Origin of the sequence: Desulfosporosinus sp. HMP52 (assembly GCF_000765145.1) — a bacterium.
Taxonomy (GTDB): Bacteria; Bacillota; Desulfitobacteriia; order Desulfitobacteriales; family Desulfitobacteriaceae; genus Desulfosporosinus.
The window spans coordinates 20,309-36,682 of the sequence record NZ_JMGA01000001.1; the positions used below are offsets into that span (position 1 = coordinate 20,309).

A 16,374-nucleotide genomic window follows, 5' to 3' on the forward strand; every position below is an offset into this window, starting at 1 on the left:
TTTCCGTTTATGGAATGAAAGTATTAACACTCGCCCGGCAAGCCTTTTTCTGTTATAGGTAAATTATAGCATACAAGCACTCGATTTGGGTGCTTTTAACTATATCTAAACCAGGTTTGTATCATCTGTATACCATCTCCACTCTGCTGGGCATATATCTATCACAATATTGATATGGTTGATAGTACTTTGACTTCACCATCAAATGTTAACATCAATATCCCCCCATAAGTGCACAAGCTTAATCCTTTTTCCTCTTTACTAAATTTAATCCCTTGATCCCCCAATGAATAAGCCCAGTCAACTGCTTCATAGCCGGGTATTCCAGCGTCCTTACAACATCCTGCAAATGACTCCGGATCTTTAGATGCTGGGGACAAACTTTCTCACACTTTCCACAACCGCTGCAGAGTGAGGCATGGCTGGGTACACCCCCGACTAAACCGCTTGTCATGAGAAAATAATGAATTTTTGTCCGTTTGGTCTGAAAAAGATGCTTATCATTATAAATCCCCAGGCAGTTTGGAATATCGACGCCCGACGGGCAAGGTAGACAATATCGGCAGCCTGTGCAGCCAATCTTGAGCAGTTTTTGATAAGCATCCTTAACTCTTTCCACGACAGCCAGTTCTTCCTGTGCTAAGGAATTCGGATAAGCCTCCCCTGCTGTGCGGATATTTTCCCTAATCTGTGCTTCTTCGTTCATCCCTGACAACAACATGGTTACCTCAGGGTGGTTCCACACCCAGCGCAAGGCCCATTCGGCAGGTGTCCTTTCTAATTCGGCCTTACTCCAGATTTTTTCAACCTCCGCAGGTATCCTGCCCACTAATCTCCCTCCTCGGAGAGGTTCCATGACAACGACACCCAGCCCTTTGGCAGCTGCATACTGAAGGCCTTCAGTTCCTGCCTGGTAATATTCATCAAGATAATTGTACTGGATTTGGCACATGTCCCAGTCATAGTCATCGACAATCAGCTTAAAGTTTTCTCTGTCCCCGTGAAAGGAAAAACCAGTATGAATGATCTTGCCGTCCCTCCGGGCGCTTTGCAGAAAATTCAGAATCCCGAGGCGTTTCATTTTTTCCCAGGAAGCAAAATCCGTTAGCATATGCAGGAGGTAATAGTCGATCCGATCCGTCTTAAGCCTCTTCAACTGGGTTTCCAGAACCTCTTCCATTCCTCGCCGGGACTGGATCAGATAGGTTGGCAGCTTGGTGGCAATTTTCACTTTGTTTCTAATCCCCTTGGAAAACACCTCACCCAAAAAGCTTTCACTTTTCCCGCCATGATAGACATAAGCCGTATCAAAATAATTGACACCATTGTCTATCGCCTGAAGCAGCTGCCTTTCTGTGCGTTGGGCATCGATTCTCCCGTTGATTTCCTGAAAACGCATGCAGCCATAACCTAGAATTGAAACCTTGTCGCCTGTATTGCCCATTTCTCTATAAAGCATATCTATTTTCCTGTCCTCTCATCTCAATTCAGCATGAGTTGCAACGATCCCTTTGATACAAATAGTTCGCTAAAATAACCATATAGAAAGGATTGCTGTCGGGATTAACAGGTATAAGGACTTAACCAGCAGTCCATTTTTGTTGCACTGCAAAGGGGCAATCATCAAAACAGCTAAAGCGCTAAAAAACAGGAGCAAAACATAATGCAAATGCAGGAGATTGAATAGTTCGAGCAAAGAAAGAGTAATCAAAAACCAGCTCGCTGCCAGGGTAGTGGGAATACCTGAAAAATACTTTTTGCCCTCAATTTCCTCCATCCCCTCCAGATTAAAATGGGCCAGTCGGCTTACCCCCGAGAGGATATAAGCGATGAGAATCAGAACTGACCCTAGGGAATTCAACCCCAGGAAATAGGCAATAAGCGCAGGCACGATGCAAAAGTTGAAAAAGTCTGCCAAACTGTCCAGTTCTTTGCCAAAGTCTGATTCCATCCCGAATTTCCGGGCGGCAATCCCATCAAGCCGGTCAAGCAAGAGGGTGAAGGCGTAAAGGGTTAAAGCAAACTTAAGCTCTTGCTGGAAAATCAGGGTCAAGGTGATAAAGCCGATAGCCAAAGAGCATCCGGTGATGGTATTGGGGATATTCAGGTACTTTAGATAAACAGATTTTCTCTTCAAGCCAACCCCTCCCTCTCCCTTAGCTTAGAACTTTTTGGTGAGTCTTTTGGTCTAGGTATTCTAAGATATCCCTTATTGTTTTGAATTGGCTGATATGGGCATCGGGAATCTCGATTCCAAAGGATTCTTCAAGATCACAGACCATTTCCACTATCTCTAAGGAGTTTAAGGATAAATCATGGATTAAATGACTGTCCTGATGGATTTTCTCAAGGTTTGCATCATGGTATTTCGTGATGATTGCCACGACTTGATTAAACATAGCTTAATTCCCCTCATTTCCTGATAATCTTCTTGGTGGTGGTCTTCTCGAATTCAGTTTGCCTGATTCTAAATTGGCTGATGTTTTTGTAAGCCGGCAGGGCCTTATTAAGCAGGTTAATTTCCTTAGCTAGTTCTTGCTTAATATTCTCCAGGGGCTGACCTTCCCTGTATTCTTCAGCTAAATAGACCTCGGCAACTATATAAAGCTCTTGATCTTCTTGATTACTATCGGCATAAACTAAGGCTTCGTTAACAGAGGGAATATTCATTAAGAGCATTTCCAGTTCTTCAGGATAGATGTTTTTCCCATTACTGAAGATGATGATGTTCTTAGTCCTGCCAGTGATAAATAAAAATCCATCTGCATCCAGTTTGCCAATATCTCCTGTCCTAAACCACCCATCCAGGAAAGCTCTGTCAGTTTCTTGCTCGTTTTTGAAATAGCCCCTCATAACACAATCTCCGCTGACCAGGATCTCCCCTTCCCCATCTTCATTGAGGTTGTGGAGCTTTACTCGGCAACAGGATAAGACCCTTCCAACACTGCCGTCTCTGTAATACTCGTTGCGGTTGACAGCAACAATAGGTGAGCATTCTGTTATGCCGTAGCCGTTGAGTACATTAATGCCAAAGCTTCTAAATCCCTTGACATACTTTGGATCCAGGGGTGCCCCGCCACAGACTATCAGCTTCAATTCTCCGCCAAAGGCAGCAATAACATTTCTAAAGAGGATTTTTCTAAGGTCAATTCCTACGGCCAATAAAGTATCACTTATTCTGCAAACTCTTTTTAGGAGCTTTTCCTTATGGGTTGATTTAGCAATCTGCCAGATTTTTTTGTACAGAGTTTCCACATAGAGTGGTACCAAAAAGAGATGTTCCGGTTTATAATCCTGCAAATCACCGGCTAGTTTCTTCTGACTGCTGTTGATGCAGATACAAGTCCCGGCATGGAGCATACTCAACACTCCTGCTGTGAAACCAAAGGTATGATGGATAGGCAAAATTAGTAAGGATGTAGTATAAACTTGAACATTATTCAGAGCACCGATGGTATTGGAGATAAGATTCCTATGGGTTAACATGACCCCTTTACTTAAGCCTGTTGTCCCTGAAGTGTAGTTTATGGCTGCCAGCTGGTCTCTCTCCAGCTTGAGGCTTGCAAAATCTATATCTTCCAGCACATAGTTTTTTCCCTGATCAATCAGCTGCCAGAAATTTAGGGAATTAGTAGTTTGAGGATTCTTTTCCGTCTCAATTAAGATTAAGTCCCTATCTAGGGCATTGATTGCGGCTTGAGCAATTTCTTGATACTGCGCTGAATAAACCAAGGCTTTGGCTTTGGTTTCCCTTAAAATTCCAGCGATTACCTTGGGGCCTAGTTCCTTGTCCAGAGGCACAATAACATTCCCGCTATTGACAGTCGCAAGATAGGTCACAATCCACTCGTAACTATTTTCCCCTATCACGGCAACTTTGTGATTTTTCACTCCTAATTTAAGCAGAGAAATCCCCAGAAATTTCACATCGTCATAAAAATCCTGATAGGTTCTTTTAATCTCCAGGCCTTTTTCTTTATACCTAAAGGCAATGCTCTCTGCATACTTAGTTAGGCAATTTTCCATGAACTCTCTCAAGTCCAGGACTTGATCCGCTTGATATAATGGGTAATTATTCACACAGCCAGCCCCCCTTCTATTTCTTTGATTTACGGTCAATATCCCGATCTGTAAAGCCTTTATTCAAGCCCAACCCTGCTATTTTTGGGGGTTTGTCTAACCGCTGTATCATTAGGACAGGTTTAGTTTTAATCCTCATTAAATATAAGGTTATTAAGGCCATCACGAAGAAACCCCAGACAATCTTGAGCATTAGCTTACTGAAATCCAGTCCGTAAGTTTTTGCTGCCAGGGATACGGAGAGAGTCAGCAGGTAGCAGGCCAAGGAGGCATAGTTAGGCAGGTTGTTGTAGATGGAGATCAATCCCGTGTTAATCTTCGTATTAGCAGAGGCTCTGCTGGCATAATTTCGGGTACAGAAAAGAAATATTCCGTAGGAGATTCCGGCCAAAGAACACCCACCAAGCAAAAAGGCAAAGGACCTGGAAATCTTTAAATAAAAGAGCAGCGTTATCAGGATCAATACCAATGTGGCGATACCGTTAGAGTTAGCAGAAAAGTTCGGGTTGTCTGTCAGCTTGATGGGCTGCTTGGAGAAAAAACCGAACCTTAAGACTGTGAGCACTGCAAAGATACTGATAACTCCAATAATCGTTCCTCCCTTAGCTGTTGGGTTGCTGAACTGATAATAATCACTCAAAATATAGATCATCATGGAAATCAGCATGGTTACTGCCGTTAAAATCAGGGCTGAATAGGCAACAAATAACCGATCATATAAATTCAACTTACTTTTGGGAAGCGACCCTTCGTCTGCTCGAAAATCAGGCCTGATTTCTTGGGGATCTTGGCTAAGAAAAAGCAGGCTCAGCAGGGCAATCGTCCAGATTAAGATAATATTCTGGATTGGGTTGGCAGCGAAGCAGGAGAAATAGAGGGGTGCCAGCATAATACCCAGCAGTTGAAAAAAAAGATTGGAGCGAACATGGATTTCCAACTGCTCCCGCTCAGACTCTGCGACAAAAAAGCGATCCAGACAGTTATAAAAAAAATTCGAGATAAATTTCAGGAGCACAAAGCAGGCAAAATAGAGCCATAAATTTTTAACTGCCAAAAGTCCGGAAAAGGATGCTGTCATGGTAAAAATACAGCAGGCAGTCAGAAAGTTTCTGCGGCGGACAGGAGCGATTAGCGAGGAATAGAACTTATCCTTTTGGGAGGTAAGAATTCCCCCAATGGAAGCCAAGGTTCCTAACAACAGAAATAAGCTCAGGAAGGTATTCTTCTGTTCCGGATAATTGGACATAAAATATGCTTGCGGTAAAACACTTAAGGTTGCCGTCCAAATAAATGAAGTAAAGAAGTAGATTGTATTTCTCTTGAATATTAAAGTGTTTAGCACAGCTTGACCGGCCTCCCTCTAGTTCAGGTAGTATAAAAACATGAACAGCAGCGGTGAGACTGTGAAAGTGCTGTCAAACCTGTCCAGAATCCCGCCATGACCCGGGAGAAAATTGCTGAAATCCTTAATGCCTACACTTCGTTTAATCTTGGAAAACACTAAATCACCGGCATTTCCAAAGATAAAAATGGTGATGAGCAGAATTGCGTTCTGGATGAGTGTCGTTTCGGCTAAAACAGGGATGATGGTGTGAAACAAAATGAGGCCTGCCAGTAACCCACCCAATCCTCCGAGATAACCTTCCAGGGTTTTCTTGGGGCTCAGAACTTTAAAGACAAAGGTTTTGCCGAACTTTCGGCCGGCGAAGTATCCGGTCACATCGTTAAAGGCCAGCATAGCGATCAGAAACCAAAGAGTATCAGGATTTAGTGAGTATAGAGCCACTAGGCTGGCAGCGGAAACAGCCAGGGACATTACCCCGAAAGAATAGACGTAGAAGGGATTTCTGATCATCTTTAAGGTTCCGGCGAAGGTCAGTGCCACCAGGAGAAGAAATGGGGGGATAAAATAAATCAGATAGGAATCGAAGGATAGCATCAGCCAATAGCATCCTGCTACGATCAGAGCTAAGAGTATGGGGTATTTAATTTGGTAGTTTTTCCCCAATTCATAGATGCTTAAGAGAAGGATCAGGGAAACCAAGCTAAAAACAGCCTTAACCCCCAGGATAGAAGCAAGGGAAATGACATTCAAAATCCCAAAAAATGAGGCTACTCGTAAGACTGTCTCTCGACTCTTCTTCACATAGGCAAGGGAGAAAATAAGGATAATCACGCAGAGAAAAAAGAGATAGGCCCGTAGAATCATGGCTAAACCCCCAGAACGTATTTCTTATTCATCTTCAGCAATGAAAGGGTATTTTTTTCGTTTGATCATATCCGTAAAGGCTTCAAGCCGGGTTTGAAAACCCGCTTCCCCCGTATGCTCATCCAGACAGATGCTTAAAATGGGAATCCCCCAATCAGCGCTGACCCTAGGCACAATTGAACTCGCCACAACTTCCGGCATGCAGGAAAAAGGATAGAGGTGGATAACCCCATCATAGCCTTTCTGCTTAAAAACAATTGCCTCTCCGACAGACTCTCTGCCGTGCCCGCCAATTGGCCGGGTGATATACTTTTGAGCGTATTTATAGACTTGGTTATTATGGGTTGGCAGATAGTTATCCAGAAATCTTTTTTGCTTCAAAGACCCTACAAAGAATTCGGAAAAGCTTAGGGAATACTTAAGCAAGACACCGTTATTCCCGAGGAATTCCTCCATGTTCAGGGTGGAAAATTGATCAATCAGCAGAAAAAACTCCCCCACCAAACCGAGTTTGATGATCTTTCTCTCCTTGTCAATGGGGATGGCAGCAAAGCCCTGGATAATTTCCTGCTTCAGCGCTTTCAATTCAGTAGCATTGGTGGTTTGCTCTAATTGGCGGAGGAATCTCCCTTTCATTCTGGTAGAGTCCCCTCGGTTAATTTCATAAGGCCGAATTGCCAAGGATTTTTCTCTGATCAATTCAAAGATTACTAATTTTCGCCAGAAGTCTCTGATGGTCTGCATAAATTGGCGAAGTGTCAGGGTCGGATGATGTTTTTTGACACTCAGCCAGAATTCCTTTTTGGCTTTGACCGCTAATAACTCCACAGGATAGCCATTATCGGCCAAAATTTTCTGATACATGTCACTATAGTAAGCCAAGCGGCAAATTCCGGTTTTGCCACCGATCATGCCTACCAAATTGGCCCCCTTTTCAATCCCCTGGACTAAATTACCCAAGGTAATCTTAAAGGGCAGGCAAGCCTGAGCCGGAGCCAATTTGATCCCGATATCCAGGGTTTTCTGACTGGTGGACGGAGGAACGACGACTTCATAGCCCAGGTTGGTGAATAAATCCTTAAACACAACGTAATACTCTCCGGCATGGGGAAAGGTAATTTTAGTCTGCATGGCGGTTTTTTCCCTCTTTTCGAATCATCATGTCTAAAAATGCTTCGATTCTGGTCATCAAACCAGCTTCACCTGAATGTTCGTCTAAAGTCAGGCCTAAATAGGGCTTTTGGTCACATACTTGATCTTTGAAGATTTCCTCCAGAAAGGCGTCAATCCCGCAGCCAAAATAAGTGATAAATATAATCCCCCGGATGTCCTTATCCAGCAGCATCCCTTGAACAGCATGGAGGATGTTCTGACCAAAATCCCAATGGGGTGCTCTCCGGTTAAAATACCCCGGATTGGCTGGCGACTCTGGTCTGGGATAGTGCTCAGAGGTAACATAAGCAAAACCGTATTCCCCCAGTCGATTCATGATTCCCATATTCAGCAGAGAATCCTGCAAAGCATATTGATGGGCGACAACCCCTATCAAGCCGTTCTTGCCCTGGTCCCGGCTAGGGCCAACAAACTTTTCTCCTTCAGGTATTTTCGAAGGCAATCTTTTGCTGTTTTGCCCAAAATAAGTTAAAGCTCTGGAGATTCTAAGGGGATTCCAAGTCAATTGCCTGGCCAAGGAAAGTATATTACCCTTGGTAAATTTTTCTCTTCCCAGGTCAATCTCCGCCGTGAGCAAATTGAATTCCTGAGGAATGGTATTTTTGATGAGCTGAGGCAAGCCGATTACTTTTGGGCAGCAATAGGTCCCTTGCTCTAAACTGGTATACTGGGGAATAAAGAGATTCGTCGTTTTCTGCAATAAAGAAACCACGTGCCCGTAGTAAACTTTGACCGGAAAGCACTGCTCACTCCCCGCCAACTGATTCCCCGCAGCAAAGGTTTCTGCCGAAGAATCCTCAGAGTATTCAACCCGATAGCCAAGAATCTCAAAAAACTCTTCCCAGGAGAAATTGTCTAAATAGTAACTTAATCCCCGAGGAATACCGATGATTTTCGCAGCTAACAATTCCTTATTTTTGCCATTTCCCACATCTGTCTCCCCACTTTGCTACAATCTCACCGGCCACAGTTACTTCTGTAAGCTCACAGGCGTTGGAACAATCCCGGCACTCCACTCGCTTTAGTAGATGGTTTCTCTGCATAATCTCGAACCCTTTGAAGAGAGTCGGTTTATTGGTTTCGTGAATCGCTTCTTTTGCTAAAATTGCACTACCTAAGGCCCCCATAACATTGAAATGATCAGGAATGACCAGCTGAACCCCCAATTCCTTCTCAAAGGCATTTTTAATCCCTTGATTGAAGGCTACTCCGCCCTGGAAGAGTACCGGCTCTTCAATGCTTTTACCCTTCGCTACATTGTTTAAATAATTCCTTACTAAAGCCTCACACAGCCCGGCAACAATTTGCTCTTTCGTTGCCCCCTCCTGCTGTTTATGGACCATGTCCGTTTCCGCAAATACGGTACACCGCCCCGCAATGCGAACCGGCTCAACGGTTCTTAAGGCAAACTCGCCAAACTCTTCAATGGGAATGTTTAAACGAAAAGCTTGCTGGTCCAGAAAAGAACCCGTTCCGGCGGCGCAAATGGTATTCATGGCAAAATCCACCACCACACCCTCGCGCAGAATAATCATTTTAGAATCCTGTCCGCCTATTTCAATCACTGTTTTCACCTGGGGATAACGATTAATGGCTGCAACTGCGTGGGCGGTAATTTCGTTTTTGATAGAGTCTGCCCCAATAATATGGCCAATTAAGACCCGGGCACTTCCGGTTACCCCCACCCCCAGAATATCCTCTGAGCTATAACCCTTGTCTTGGAGAATTTTAAAACCTTCTCTTAAACTCTCCATGGGCTGTCCCTTAGTTCTGATGTACAAGGCCTCAGAGAGTTTCTGATTATCCTTACTGTCCAGCAAAACGATGTTTGTACTCACGGAGCCAACATCAACCCCGACGTAGTATTGGTTCAAATTACTGTCCCTCCCCAAATGCTGCCTGCTAAAAGTTATATTCCTGATGGGTCAAATGACCGATCTGAGTCATGATTAAGCGGGTAAGGCTTTCGATTTCCTGTTCCGTGAGCCTTTTGCCATAGTATTGATCAAGATAAATCGGCTCCCCAATCTCAATCACCAGCTTATTGATTCTGGGGAACTTTTTGCCCTTGGGCAGAATATTGTAAAATCCGTTTAATCCCACCGGAACAACCGGAACCCGGTTCATTATGGCCAGTTGGGTTATCCCCGGCTGTCCTTTTAATAACTTTCCATCCTCTGAACGTGTCCCTTCCGGAAATATCCCCAAGATATTCCCTTCTTTCAAGCTCTTTCTCACCTGACAGATAAAGGTTTTGTTCACGTTTTCCTGGTCCACACAAATAACCCGGGCATATTCCATAAAGTGTTTAAATAAGGGATGTTCGAAAAGCCTCTTTTTGCCTATAAAAACTATTTGTTGCTTTTTTATTTTATTAAAGAAGGGAAACAGGATCAGCCAGTCCAGATAGCTTACATGGTTAAAAGCCATGATATAAGGTTTAGCCGGTAAATGATCGTAGTTCCTTAATTCTAATTGGCATAACCAAAGAAAAGGCCGCATAAAACACCAGAGCACATATTCCATGAATAGCCATTTTGTTTTCCTGATTATCTCCCTCATCTTATCTCCCATCATTTCAGTGTCAGAGTTATTTTTGAGCCAGTTGAAAAACCTCACTGACCGATATTTCTACCTCATCTCCCCAGGAGACAAATCTGCCGTCAGTGGTCACCTTCCGAAAAAACTCCTTATCTGCCAGCATCCTGAAGCGTACTGTATTAAGCCTGCTTTTCATGTTCAGGCTGATACTGCTGCCATTACTCAGGATGATTTCCAGCAGGTAGTCCTCTTGGGGGATGACCTCTTTTATTTGAACCACTTCCTCACCTCCTCCAAAAACGTTAAAACCACTATACAAATCATTGTATAGTGGTTCTTTTTACAGTTACACCACCCACCGGGTGATCCTAGGCGGCGTTAGGAGAATTAAGTGGAAGTAAAATGCTGCTTCAACAGTACACGGTTATTAATCGACAGCTTGCTGAAAACGCTTTTTAAAGTAGTTTTTACCGTATTAACCGTGATGAATAAACGCTCTCCGATTTCCTTGTTAGTCAGCCCCTTGACGACAAGTTGCACAATCTCCATTTCCCGTTCTGTCAGTGTAGGTCTGTTCTCCTGAAAGTGTTCTCTCCTAATTTGTAGTATCGAAGGTTGGTAAACCCTTGCAATCTCTAATATCCTTCGGATAGCTTCACGAAAACTACCTTTCCGAACTAGTTCTTCCAACAGAGTCTGAATAAAATCACAGTTTTCCACAAAAGGCATATAAACTTCGTCCATTGCAGCAAGATCCAGCCCTTTCTCGAGGACCTCCAGGGCAGCGGTACGCCGGTATATCTTCTCATTAGCGGCTGCAATATAGATGTAGGTGTAAATCTCTCCCAGTAAGTTTGGAAAAACCCCTGCCTCACCGAGAAATTCCTCCGCAGTGCCTAAAATTTTCAGATATTCACCCTTAACCAACATTACCCTGCCACAAACGATATTCAAGAATACTTTGGCCGGAAAATACAGCCCGCTGGAATCCAAGTCCCGCTCTTTAATCCATAAGGGAATGCGTTCCTCCCTCTTCAGGCAGGCCTGTAGAAAAGAGTCACAAACCTCCGCGGTGTGCATCAGATTATACCACCGTTTTCCGTGGAGTTCTTCCTGCATTTTCTGGAGAATATTAAGGGTCTGGGAATAATCCCCCCTGATAATGGCCAATCTGGCTTGAAGAAACAGAGCACAACAGAGAATGTCTCCCTGACTCCAGCGCTTAGCCGCGTATAAACCCTTTTGTACTTCAATCTCTGCGCTGACAAAATCTCCCCGGTTGAAATGCCACTCTGCCTCCAGCACATATTCACTGCCTGAGCCATGCCCGTTGGTAATTCGGCTATATACCGGCATAGCTTCCTTCAGGTTCTGCACCTCTTGCCTCAGGGTTCCCGGTTCTCTGTAAAACATATACAGGACTGATGGTGAGCCAAAAGTCCAACTGCCTTTGGTGTCCAGAAACTCAGCCGGTTGTTTTAATAGTTCCTCCGCTCTTTTGATGTGTTCGTACATTTTTTGGATGTTGTTGTATTCCGTGAAAGATAAGAGCAGTTCAAACTCGCCCATCAACTGGGCCAGACTCTCCGACCCAAGATCCTCATTGCAACGGACTGCTTCAGCAAACTCTCCACATACCTGTTGGAAACGCTCCATTTCGTTAAAGGAAAAAAGGCAAAGGGCGTAAATCAGCACAGCCGTGGGGTGCCTGAGAAGCACGGTTTTCGGGCAGTTTTCGAAGAATTGAATAAAAGCCCCGCGCTGTTCGTTGTGAATACTGTGTCCCCGGTCCGCTTCCACCGCTAAAAGCAGGCTTTCAAATTCTTCGGCCCGATAGAAGTTTTCCATGGCTTCAATATAGTCTTCATTTTTCAGGGAAAACTCAGCGATCTTTCGGTAAAGCTGCCTTTGAAAGCCCTCTTCTCTGACTTCAAGCAAGTGTCGCAGATATCTGGTGAATATTTTATGCATGTGATAGGTTTTCAAATGTTCATCATATTTAACAAAAGCGTTTTTGGCAATAATCTCTGCCAAAAGCGCCTCTGAATTTTTATTGTTGCTTAAATAGATGGCCTGTTCAAGACTGAAGCTGTCTAAGAGGCAGAGGGACTGGAGAAGCTCCTTAATTTCATTTGGAAAATGCTGATATATTGTACTTTCCAGCAGCTTATTAATATCCTGGGAGGTTTCCAGGATTCCATTCTCCCTATATTGAAGCATAATAAGGTAGAGGGCGCTGATCCAGCCCTCTGTAAGTGCATACAGCCTTGCTGCTTCATTATCTTTCAGGGTAATACCACAAAGACGGTAATATCCTTTGATATCTTGCTCTGAAAACTCAAAGGCTTCTTTTTCGATAGGCAGCAGATAGCCTTTCAAGCTTAATTCCTCTGTTCTCTGTAACTCTGTATGACGGGCAGTAAGCAAGAGATGCAAATCTGTGCTTTCGTTCATAACCAGAAATTCCAGGAAGCTGTTTAGTTCAGGACATTCCACAAGATGATAATCGTCTATGACCAGCACCGTAGTGCTTTTTAGGTGCATATCCTCAAAGAGGTTCAGAGCTTCCTGCCTGGATGTGCTGTTACTGGGAAAGCCCAAGGCTGCAAGGCTTAGTGATCGGTCATGATCCACCTCCCCCAGCTGTCGGCAAAGCCTCTGCCAGAAAATACTCAAGGAACAGTCCTGAACTCTCAGCCAGATTAAATTTACCTTATCCCTGCTCAACAGCTCCCTCACAGCCGTCGTTTTTCCATAGCCCATGGGCGCTTCGACAATTGTCAGAGGGTAGTTGGTTACTTCCTTGAGGGCATCCGTTATCCGCTTAGGAAAATAGAGATTTCTCGTTATGTTCTTTTTTGGTTTCGGCATCTTCAATTCTCCAACTTTCAGTTTCTAATAAAGCAAACCTACACCGATTACAACCGTTGAAAATATCCAGTCTGTTCTTCTAGTGATATTCTCTATAGTTTGTTTATTTCCTCCAAAGATGGAAAATACCAAAAGCCTGTATGCGGAGGTGTAGCTTCGCATACAGGCCAAAAACTTACTTTTGATGTTTTATGTGGGCTTAGAAAATCTCTTTACGCCTTTTCCCTCTATTAAATAAAACAACTGCAAATACCATCAATAATATCCCGATTGTAAAGAAACTCCAGAGATAGAGTGGTATTTGCTGACAGGCCTGGACTTAGACAAAAACAAGATTTTCTTATATCGAAGAGTCTAAACCAGCGAGGATTTCTTCCTCTTGCGCAGCCATTTCCTCAACTGTCGCTAGCATTTCAGCAACAGAATCGGAGATATGTTGCATGTTTTCCTCTAAGGTAGAAGATCCTTCTGCAATTCCTGACAATACGTCGAGCATGGCCCGTTCCTCGGATATAGTATTGCTAACCACGGTCTTCGATTGTTCTGCCAGTTTTTTCACTTCTTGAGCTACAACCGAAAATCCACGACCGCCTTCCCCTGCCCGAGCCGCTTCAATGGAGGCATTTAGAGACAGAAGGTTTGTCTGGCTAGATATCTCGACAAGTTCACCGGAAGCCGAGGCAAAATTGTTTAATTTCTGGGTCATTGAGTTAACGCTATCCTTAAGCAATGTAGCTGTATCTAAGGTTTGGGAGATGTAATTAGAAATGTTGTTTAAGCTTAAAACACTTTCCTCATTGCCCTTCGCCATTTGCAAAACCGTGGATTTAATGGAGTCAACATATTTCTGACGTTTAATAATGCTTTTTTCCTTCTCGATATCGGCAGCTTTAAGTTGGTCGACTAAGGTATTCATCTCGTCTATACTATCTGATTTAGCAAATATAATTTCTGCCCTACTATAGTCAATACAGCTTTGAACGATATTTGAGCCATGATAGATAGAGACTGCCATATCTCGACAGGTTGCGTGCCCGCAGGCTGTGCAGTTTAATTCTTTTGCCTCCTGGGTTGTTTTGTGCATTTTAGTATAGATGCTGTTCAGTTCCGATTCAGAAGGATTGCTAAGGGGCTTCAGCTTTCGGCTTCTATCGTAAGTGCGAAAGAAGTCACTCAGTCTAAGGTTTTTAGTGAAATATTCGTCAAGCCAATTTAGACGAGACATCTTGCTAAAATGCTTATTCCTAACCCTTTCGTCTCGTTTAACAACCTTTAAGGTGTTTAATGTATCATCGATATCATCAAGAACTGACTTGTCTAAACTTGTTCCTGTTCCAATATTGCAACCGTGAGTACAGTTTAAAATGTCGACAAGTAAAGGTGCAGATTTGCCCTGCTTCAGCCTAGAAGAATATGTTTTTAGATAGTCACAAACTTCCTGCGGACCTTCTACTTGCCGAACCCATGCGTCAGGGTTTCTAGCTTCGACATTTTCCCGAAGACCGCCGGGGCGACTGAACAGCAGTCCTAACGAACAATCTAAGTCATTGAATTCAACTTCTTCGTAATTATTGAGGTTGACATTCTGGGCTTCGAGGTACTTTGCCAGGTTATTATAGGTTACGTTATAGCTTATTGTATTGTCAGTACTTTCGAATTCCGTTTTCTTAGCGATACATGGAGAAAGCATTGCTAACGCAGAAGTGTCTTTTACGTACTGCTTAATATATATAGCCGAGCACATCATAGGGCTGTGAACGGGGGAAAGTTGCTCAAGTAATTCCGGAACGTATTTTTCAATATAATTGACGACTACAGGGCAAGGTTGAGCAATGAGTGTTTTTAGATTTTTTTCGTTTATTGTCTTTAGATACGCCCAGGTACAGATATCTGCTCCCAGCGATACGTCATAGAAGGCATGAGCTCCAAGGGATTTAAGATAGCCAAAAAGCCGTTTGTAATTCGGAAAATTTACACGTATTGCCGGAGCTGATAGTATTGATACTTTGCTGCCACCTTTTAATTCTGCAAAAAAAGAGGTAATATCGTCTTGATAGTACCGAGCACTATGGCTGCACACTTTTAAGCATTCTCCGCATTCAATACAATCCTCTTCGTTGATTTTTACTTTTACATTTCCATTTGTGTCTAAATATGCGATATTCCCATGAACTGGGCAATGTCTGATACAATTATTACACCCCTGGCACTTATCGATATCCGTATGAATGTGACACGCTGCTGACAATTCTTGCTCCACCTTTCACAATCTAACTGTTATGTAAGCCATTACCTTAAACTGCTTTGCCATAAAGTTATACTTCTTGCTTTAATTGCAAGTTCTTTGTTCTTAATTAAATAATGTCATCGGATAATGAAGATGAATATTAATTCATGATCTATTATTTAAGTATTTTAGTTTTATAGTATCTCCTTATAGGTATACTAAAGTTTTAAATCTATTATATGTTATATCATTTAAAGATTCTAGCAAATGTTTTATTTCGTTTGAAAATAATTAGTTTCCAATATGCAATTAGTCCTTACAAGGTGTAAATAGCGATAATTTTGAGTGATTTTTATTATATAGAGTTTTATAGCAAGCTCTGGCTGGATGCAGAACCAATCCATAAGAACAGCGCTCTGAGCTTCTTCATGAAAACTGACGAACCCATAGGCAAACTGGGAATGAAACTGAAAGCCGCTATGATACAGGAGCCAATGATGGCGAATACCGTAAACATTGAAGCAGAGCTGTTCCAATATAGTCAGATTGCTAAAGCCGAGGATATCGTGGTAGCTAAGAATGTCTATATTTAAATTTTCAATTCAAATAAGGCAACCGTTCTTCCTTTAATGCTCGATGGCACTTCACCAATATAGTTTGCGCCCACTTTATCATAAAAGCCTTTTGCGTAAGGATCGGACAATATAGATAAGCCGTCTATATTCCCTTTAACGCATATGCTTTTTGCTGCGCCAATTAACTGTGTCCCAATTCCCAGACCAATAAACTCCGGCAAAATAAAAATATGTTCCAGCCAAAAGCCCTTTCTAAGCAGTACCTTACCAGCCATAAAATCCTCTTGAACTTCCAAGACTGAGAAATACCCAATTATTTGGCCATTATCCTCAGCCACGTAGACATAATTATCCTTAATATAATCAGCGGTAATGGTCAGCTCTGTTTTCCAGATATCTATATAGGCTTCTGGATAATTCCAATATCTCTTTGCCGCAAACGAAATCTTTGTTAAGACATCGCAATCACTCTTTTCAGCAGGCCTGATCGCTATTTTTACCATTTTGTCTACTCCTTTCACGGCGAGAACTAATTAAAGTATCAATTTATAAAGCCCTTTTACTTCATCCCAAAAATAATTATTATACGCTAGTACTTTCCTTGAAACCCTATTACCTTCAAGGGGATCTGCAATGATTCCCCCATCTAACCCAGGGCAGTCATGGACGGCGGCTCCTTTGATACGTACATGATTCAC

General features: G+C 42.9%; 15 protein-coding genes. 1 reads left to right on the top strand and 14 read right to left on the bottom strand.

All coding sequences use genetic code 11. From position 1 onward, the window contains the following. Positions 1-241: 241 nt before the first annotated feature. The 13 genes from DP73_RS00100 to DP73_RS00160 form a co-directional block, all read right to left on the bottom strand. Positions 242-1,459: an aldo/keto reductase gene (locus tag DP73_RS00100; RefSeq protein ID WP_034596481.1), complete on the bottom strand. Its 1,218-nt coding sequence runs from the start codon at positions 1,457-1,459 to the stop codon at positions 242-244. Between the two features lie 69 nt (positions 1,460-1,528). Then, positions 1,529-2,137 (bottom strand): CDP-alcohol phosphatidyltransferase family protein, encoded by a 609-nt coding sequence (locus DP73_RS00105; protein ID WP_034596482.1) that lies wholly within the window; start codon positions 2,135-2,137, stop codon positions 1,529-1,531. A 19-nt stretch (positions 2,138-2,156) separates the two neighbouring features. Then, a complete protein-coding gene (locus DP73_RS00110) occupies positions 2,157-2,399 on the bottom strand; it encodes a phosphopantetheine-binding protein (RefSeq protein ID WP_052090316.1) in 243 nt (80 codons plus the stop codon). A gap of 13 nt (positions 2,400-2,412) precedes the next feature. Continuing rightward, on the bottom strand, positions 2,413-4,080 hold the full coding sequence (locus DP73_RS00115) for an AMP-binding protein (RefSeq protein ID WP_034596484.1): 1,668 nt from the start codon (positions 4,078-4,080) through the stop codon (positions 2,413-2,415). A gap of 16 nt (positions 4,081-4,096) precedes the next feature. Continuing rightward, positions 4,097-5,422, bottom strand: coding sequence for a hypothetical protein (locus tag DP73_RS00120; protein WP_242865645.1), 1,326 nt, complete (start codon positions 5,420-5,422; stop codon positions 4,097-4,099). A gap of 18 nt (positions 5,423-5,440) precedes the next feature. Further along, complete coding sequence (locus tag DP73_RS00125) at positions 5,441-6,289, bottom strand: phosphatidate cytidylyltransferase (protein ID WP_034596485.1); 849 nt, start codon at positions 6,287-6,289, stop codon at positions 5,441-5,443. Positions 6,290-6,313: 24 nt separating this feature from the next. Then, the gene (locus DP73_RS00130) at positions 6,314-7,420 is read right to left on the bottom strand and encodes an acyl-CoA dehydratase activase-related protein (RefSeq protein WP_034596487.1); all 1,107 of its coding nucleotides are present in this window, start codon (positions 7,418-7,420) and stop codon (positions 6,314-6,316) included. Beyond that, positions 7,410-8,393 (bottom strand): acyl-CoA dehydratase activase-related protein, encoded by a 984-nt coding sequence (locus tag DP73_RS00135; protein ID WP_034596488.1) that lies wholly within the window; start codon positions 8,391-8,393, stop codon positions 7,410-7,412. The genes DP73_RS00130 and DP73_RS00135 overlap by 11 nt, the downstream gene beginning before the upstream one ends. Further along, entirely contained in the window at positions 8,374-9,336 is a 963-nt protein-coding gene (locus DP73_RS00140) for an acyl-CoA dehydratase activase (protein WP_034596489.1), read from the bottom strand. Before DP73_RS00140 ends, DP73_RS00135 begins: the two co-directional genes overlap by 20 nt. A gap of 28 nt (positions 9,337-9,364) precedes the next feature. Further along, positions 9,365-10,024 carry a lysophospholipid acyltransferase family protein gene (locus DP73_RS00145; RefSeq protein ID WP_034596490.1) on the bottom strand — a complete coding sequence of 220 codons (660 nt, stop codon included), beginning with the start codon at positions 10,022-10,024 and terminating at the stop codon, positions 9,365-9,367. 28 nt (positions 10,025-10,052) lie between these two features. Further along, on the bottom strand, positions 10,053-10,283 hold the full coding sequence (locus DP73_RS00150) for a DUF2442 domain-containing protein (protein WP_034596492.1): 231 nt from the start codon (positions 10,281-10,283) through the stop codon (positions 10,053-10,055). Between the two features lie 107 nt (positions 10,284-10,390). Then, positions 10,391-12,874: a LuxR C-terminal-related transcriptional regulator gene (locus tag DP73_RS00155; protein WP_034596493.1), complete on the bottom strand. Its 2,484-nt coding sequence runs from the start codon at positions 12,872-12,874 to the stop codon at positions 10,391-10,393. Between the two features lie 340 nt (positions 12,875-13,214). Continuing rightward, complete coding sequence (locus tag DP73_RS00160) at positions 13,215-15,122, bottom strand: [Fe-Fe] hydrogenase large subunit C-terminal domain-containing protein (RefSeq protein ID WP_034596495.1); 1,908 nt, start codon at positions 15,120-15,122, stop codon at positions 13,215-13,217. 320 nt (positions 15,123-15,442) lie between these two features. Between DP73_RS00160 and DP73_RS00165 the strand changes: the two genes are divergently transcribed. Then, positions 15,443-15,694, top strand: a complete 252-nt coding sequence (locus tag DP73_RS00165; protein ID WP_034596496.1) for a hypothetical protein — start codon at positions 15,443-15,445, stop codon at positions 15,692-15,694. Here DP73_RS00165 and DP73_RS00170 read toward each other — a convergent pair. Beyond that, entirely contained in the window at positions 15,691-16,179 is a 489-nt protein-coding gene (locus DP73_RS00170) for a GNAT family N-acetyltransferase (RefSeq protein WP_034596498.1), read from the bottom strand. The genes DP73_RS00165 and DP73_RS00170 overlap by 4 nt on opposite strands. Between the last annotated feature and the right edge of the window lie 195 nt (positions 16,180-16,374).

Excerpts from the sequence above, each read along its gene's own strand:
- DP73_RS00110 (WP_052090316.1), bottom strand. The coding sequence starts at position 2,399 with ATGTTTAATCAAGTCGTGGCAATCATCACGAAATACCATGATGCAAAC.
- DP73_RS00145 (WP_034596490.1), bottom strand. The coding sequence starts at position 10,024 with ATGAGGGAGATAATCAGGAAAACAAAATGGCTATTCATGGAATATGTG.
- DP73_RS00155 (WP_034596493.1), bottom strand. The coding sequence starts at position 12,874 with ATGCCGAAACCAAAAAAGAACATAACGAGAAATCTCTATTTTCCTAAG.
- DP73_RS00125 (WP_034596485.1), bottom strand. The coding sequence starts at position 6,289 with ATGATTCTACGGGCCTATCTCTTTTTTCTCTGCGTGATTATCCTTATT.
- DP73_RS00170 (WP_034596498.1), bottom strand. The coding sequence starts at position 16,179 with ATGGTAAAAATAGCGATCAGGCCTGCTGAAAAGAGTGATTGCGATGTC.
- DP73_RS00100 (WP_034596481.1), bottom strand. The coding sequence starts at position 1,459 with ATGCTTTATAGAGAAATGGGCAATACAGGCGACAAGGTTTCAATTCTA.
- DP73_RS00130 (WP_034596487.1), bottom strand. The coding sequence starts at position 7,420 with ATGCAGACTAAAATTACCTTTCCCCATGCCGGAGAGTATTACGTTGTG.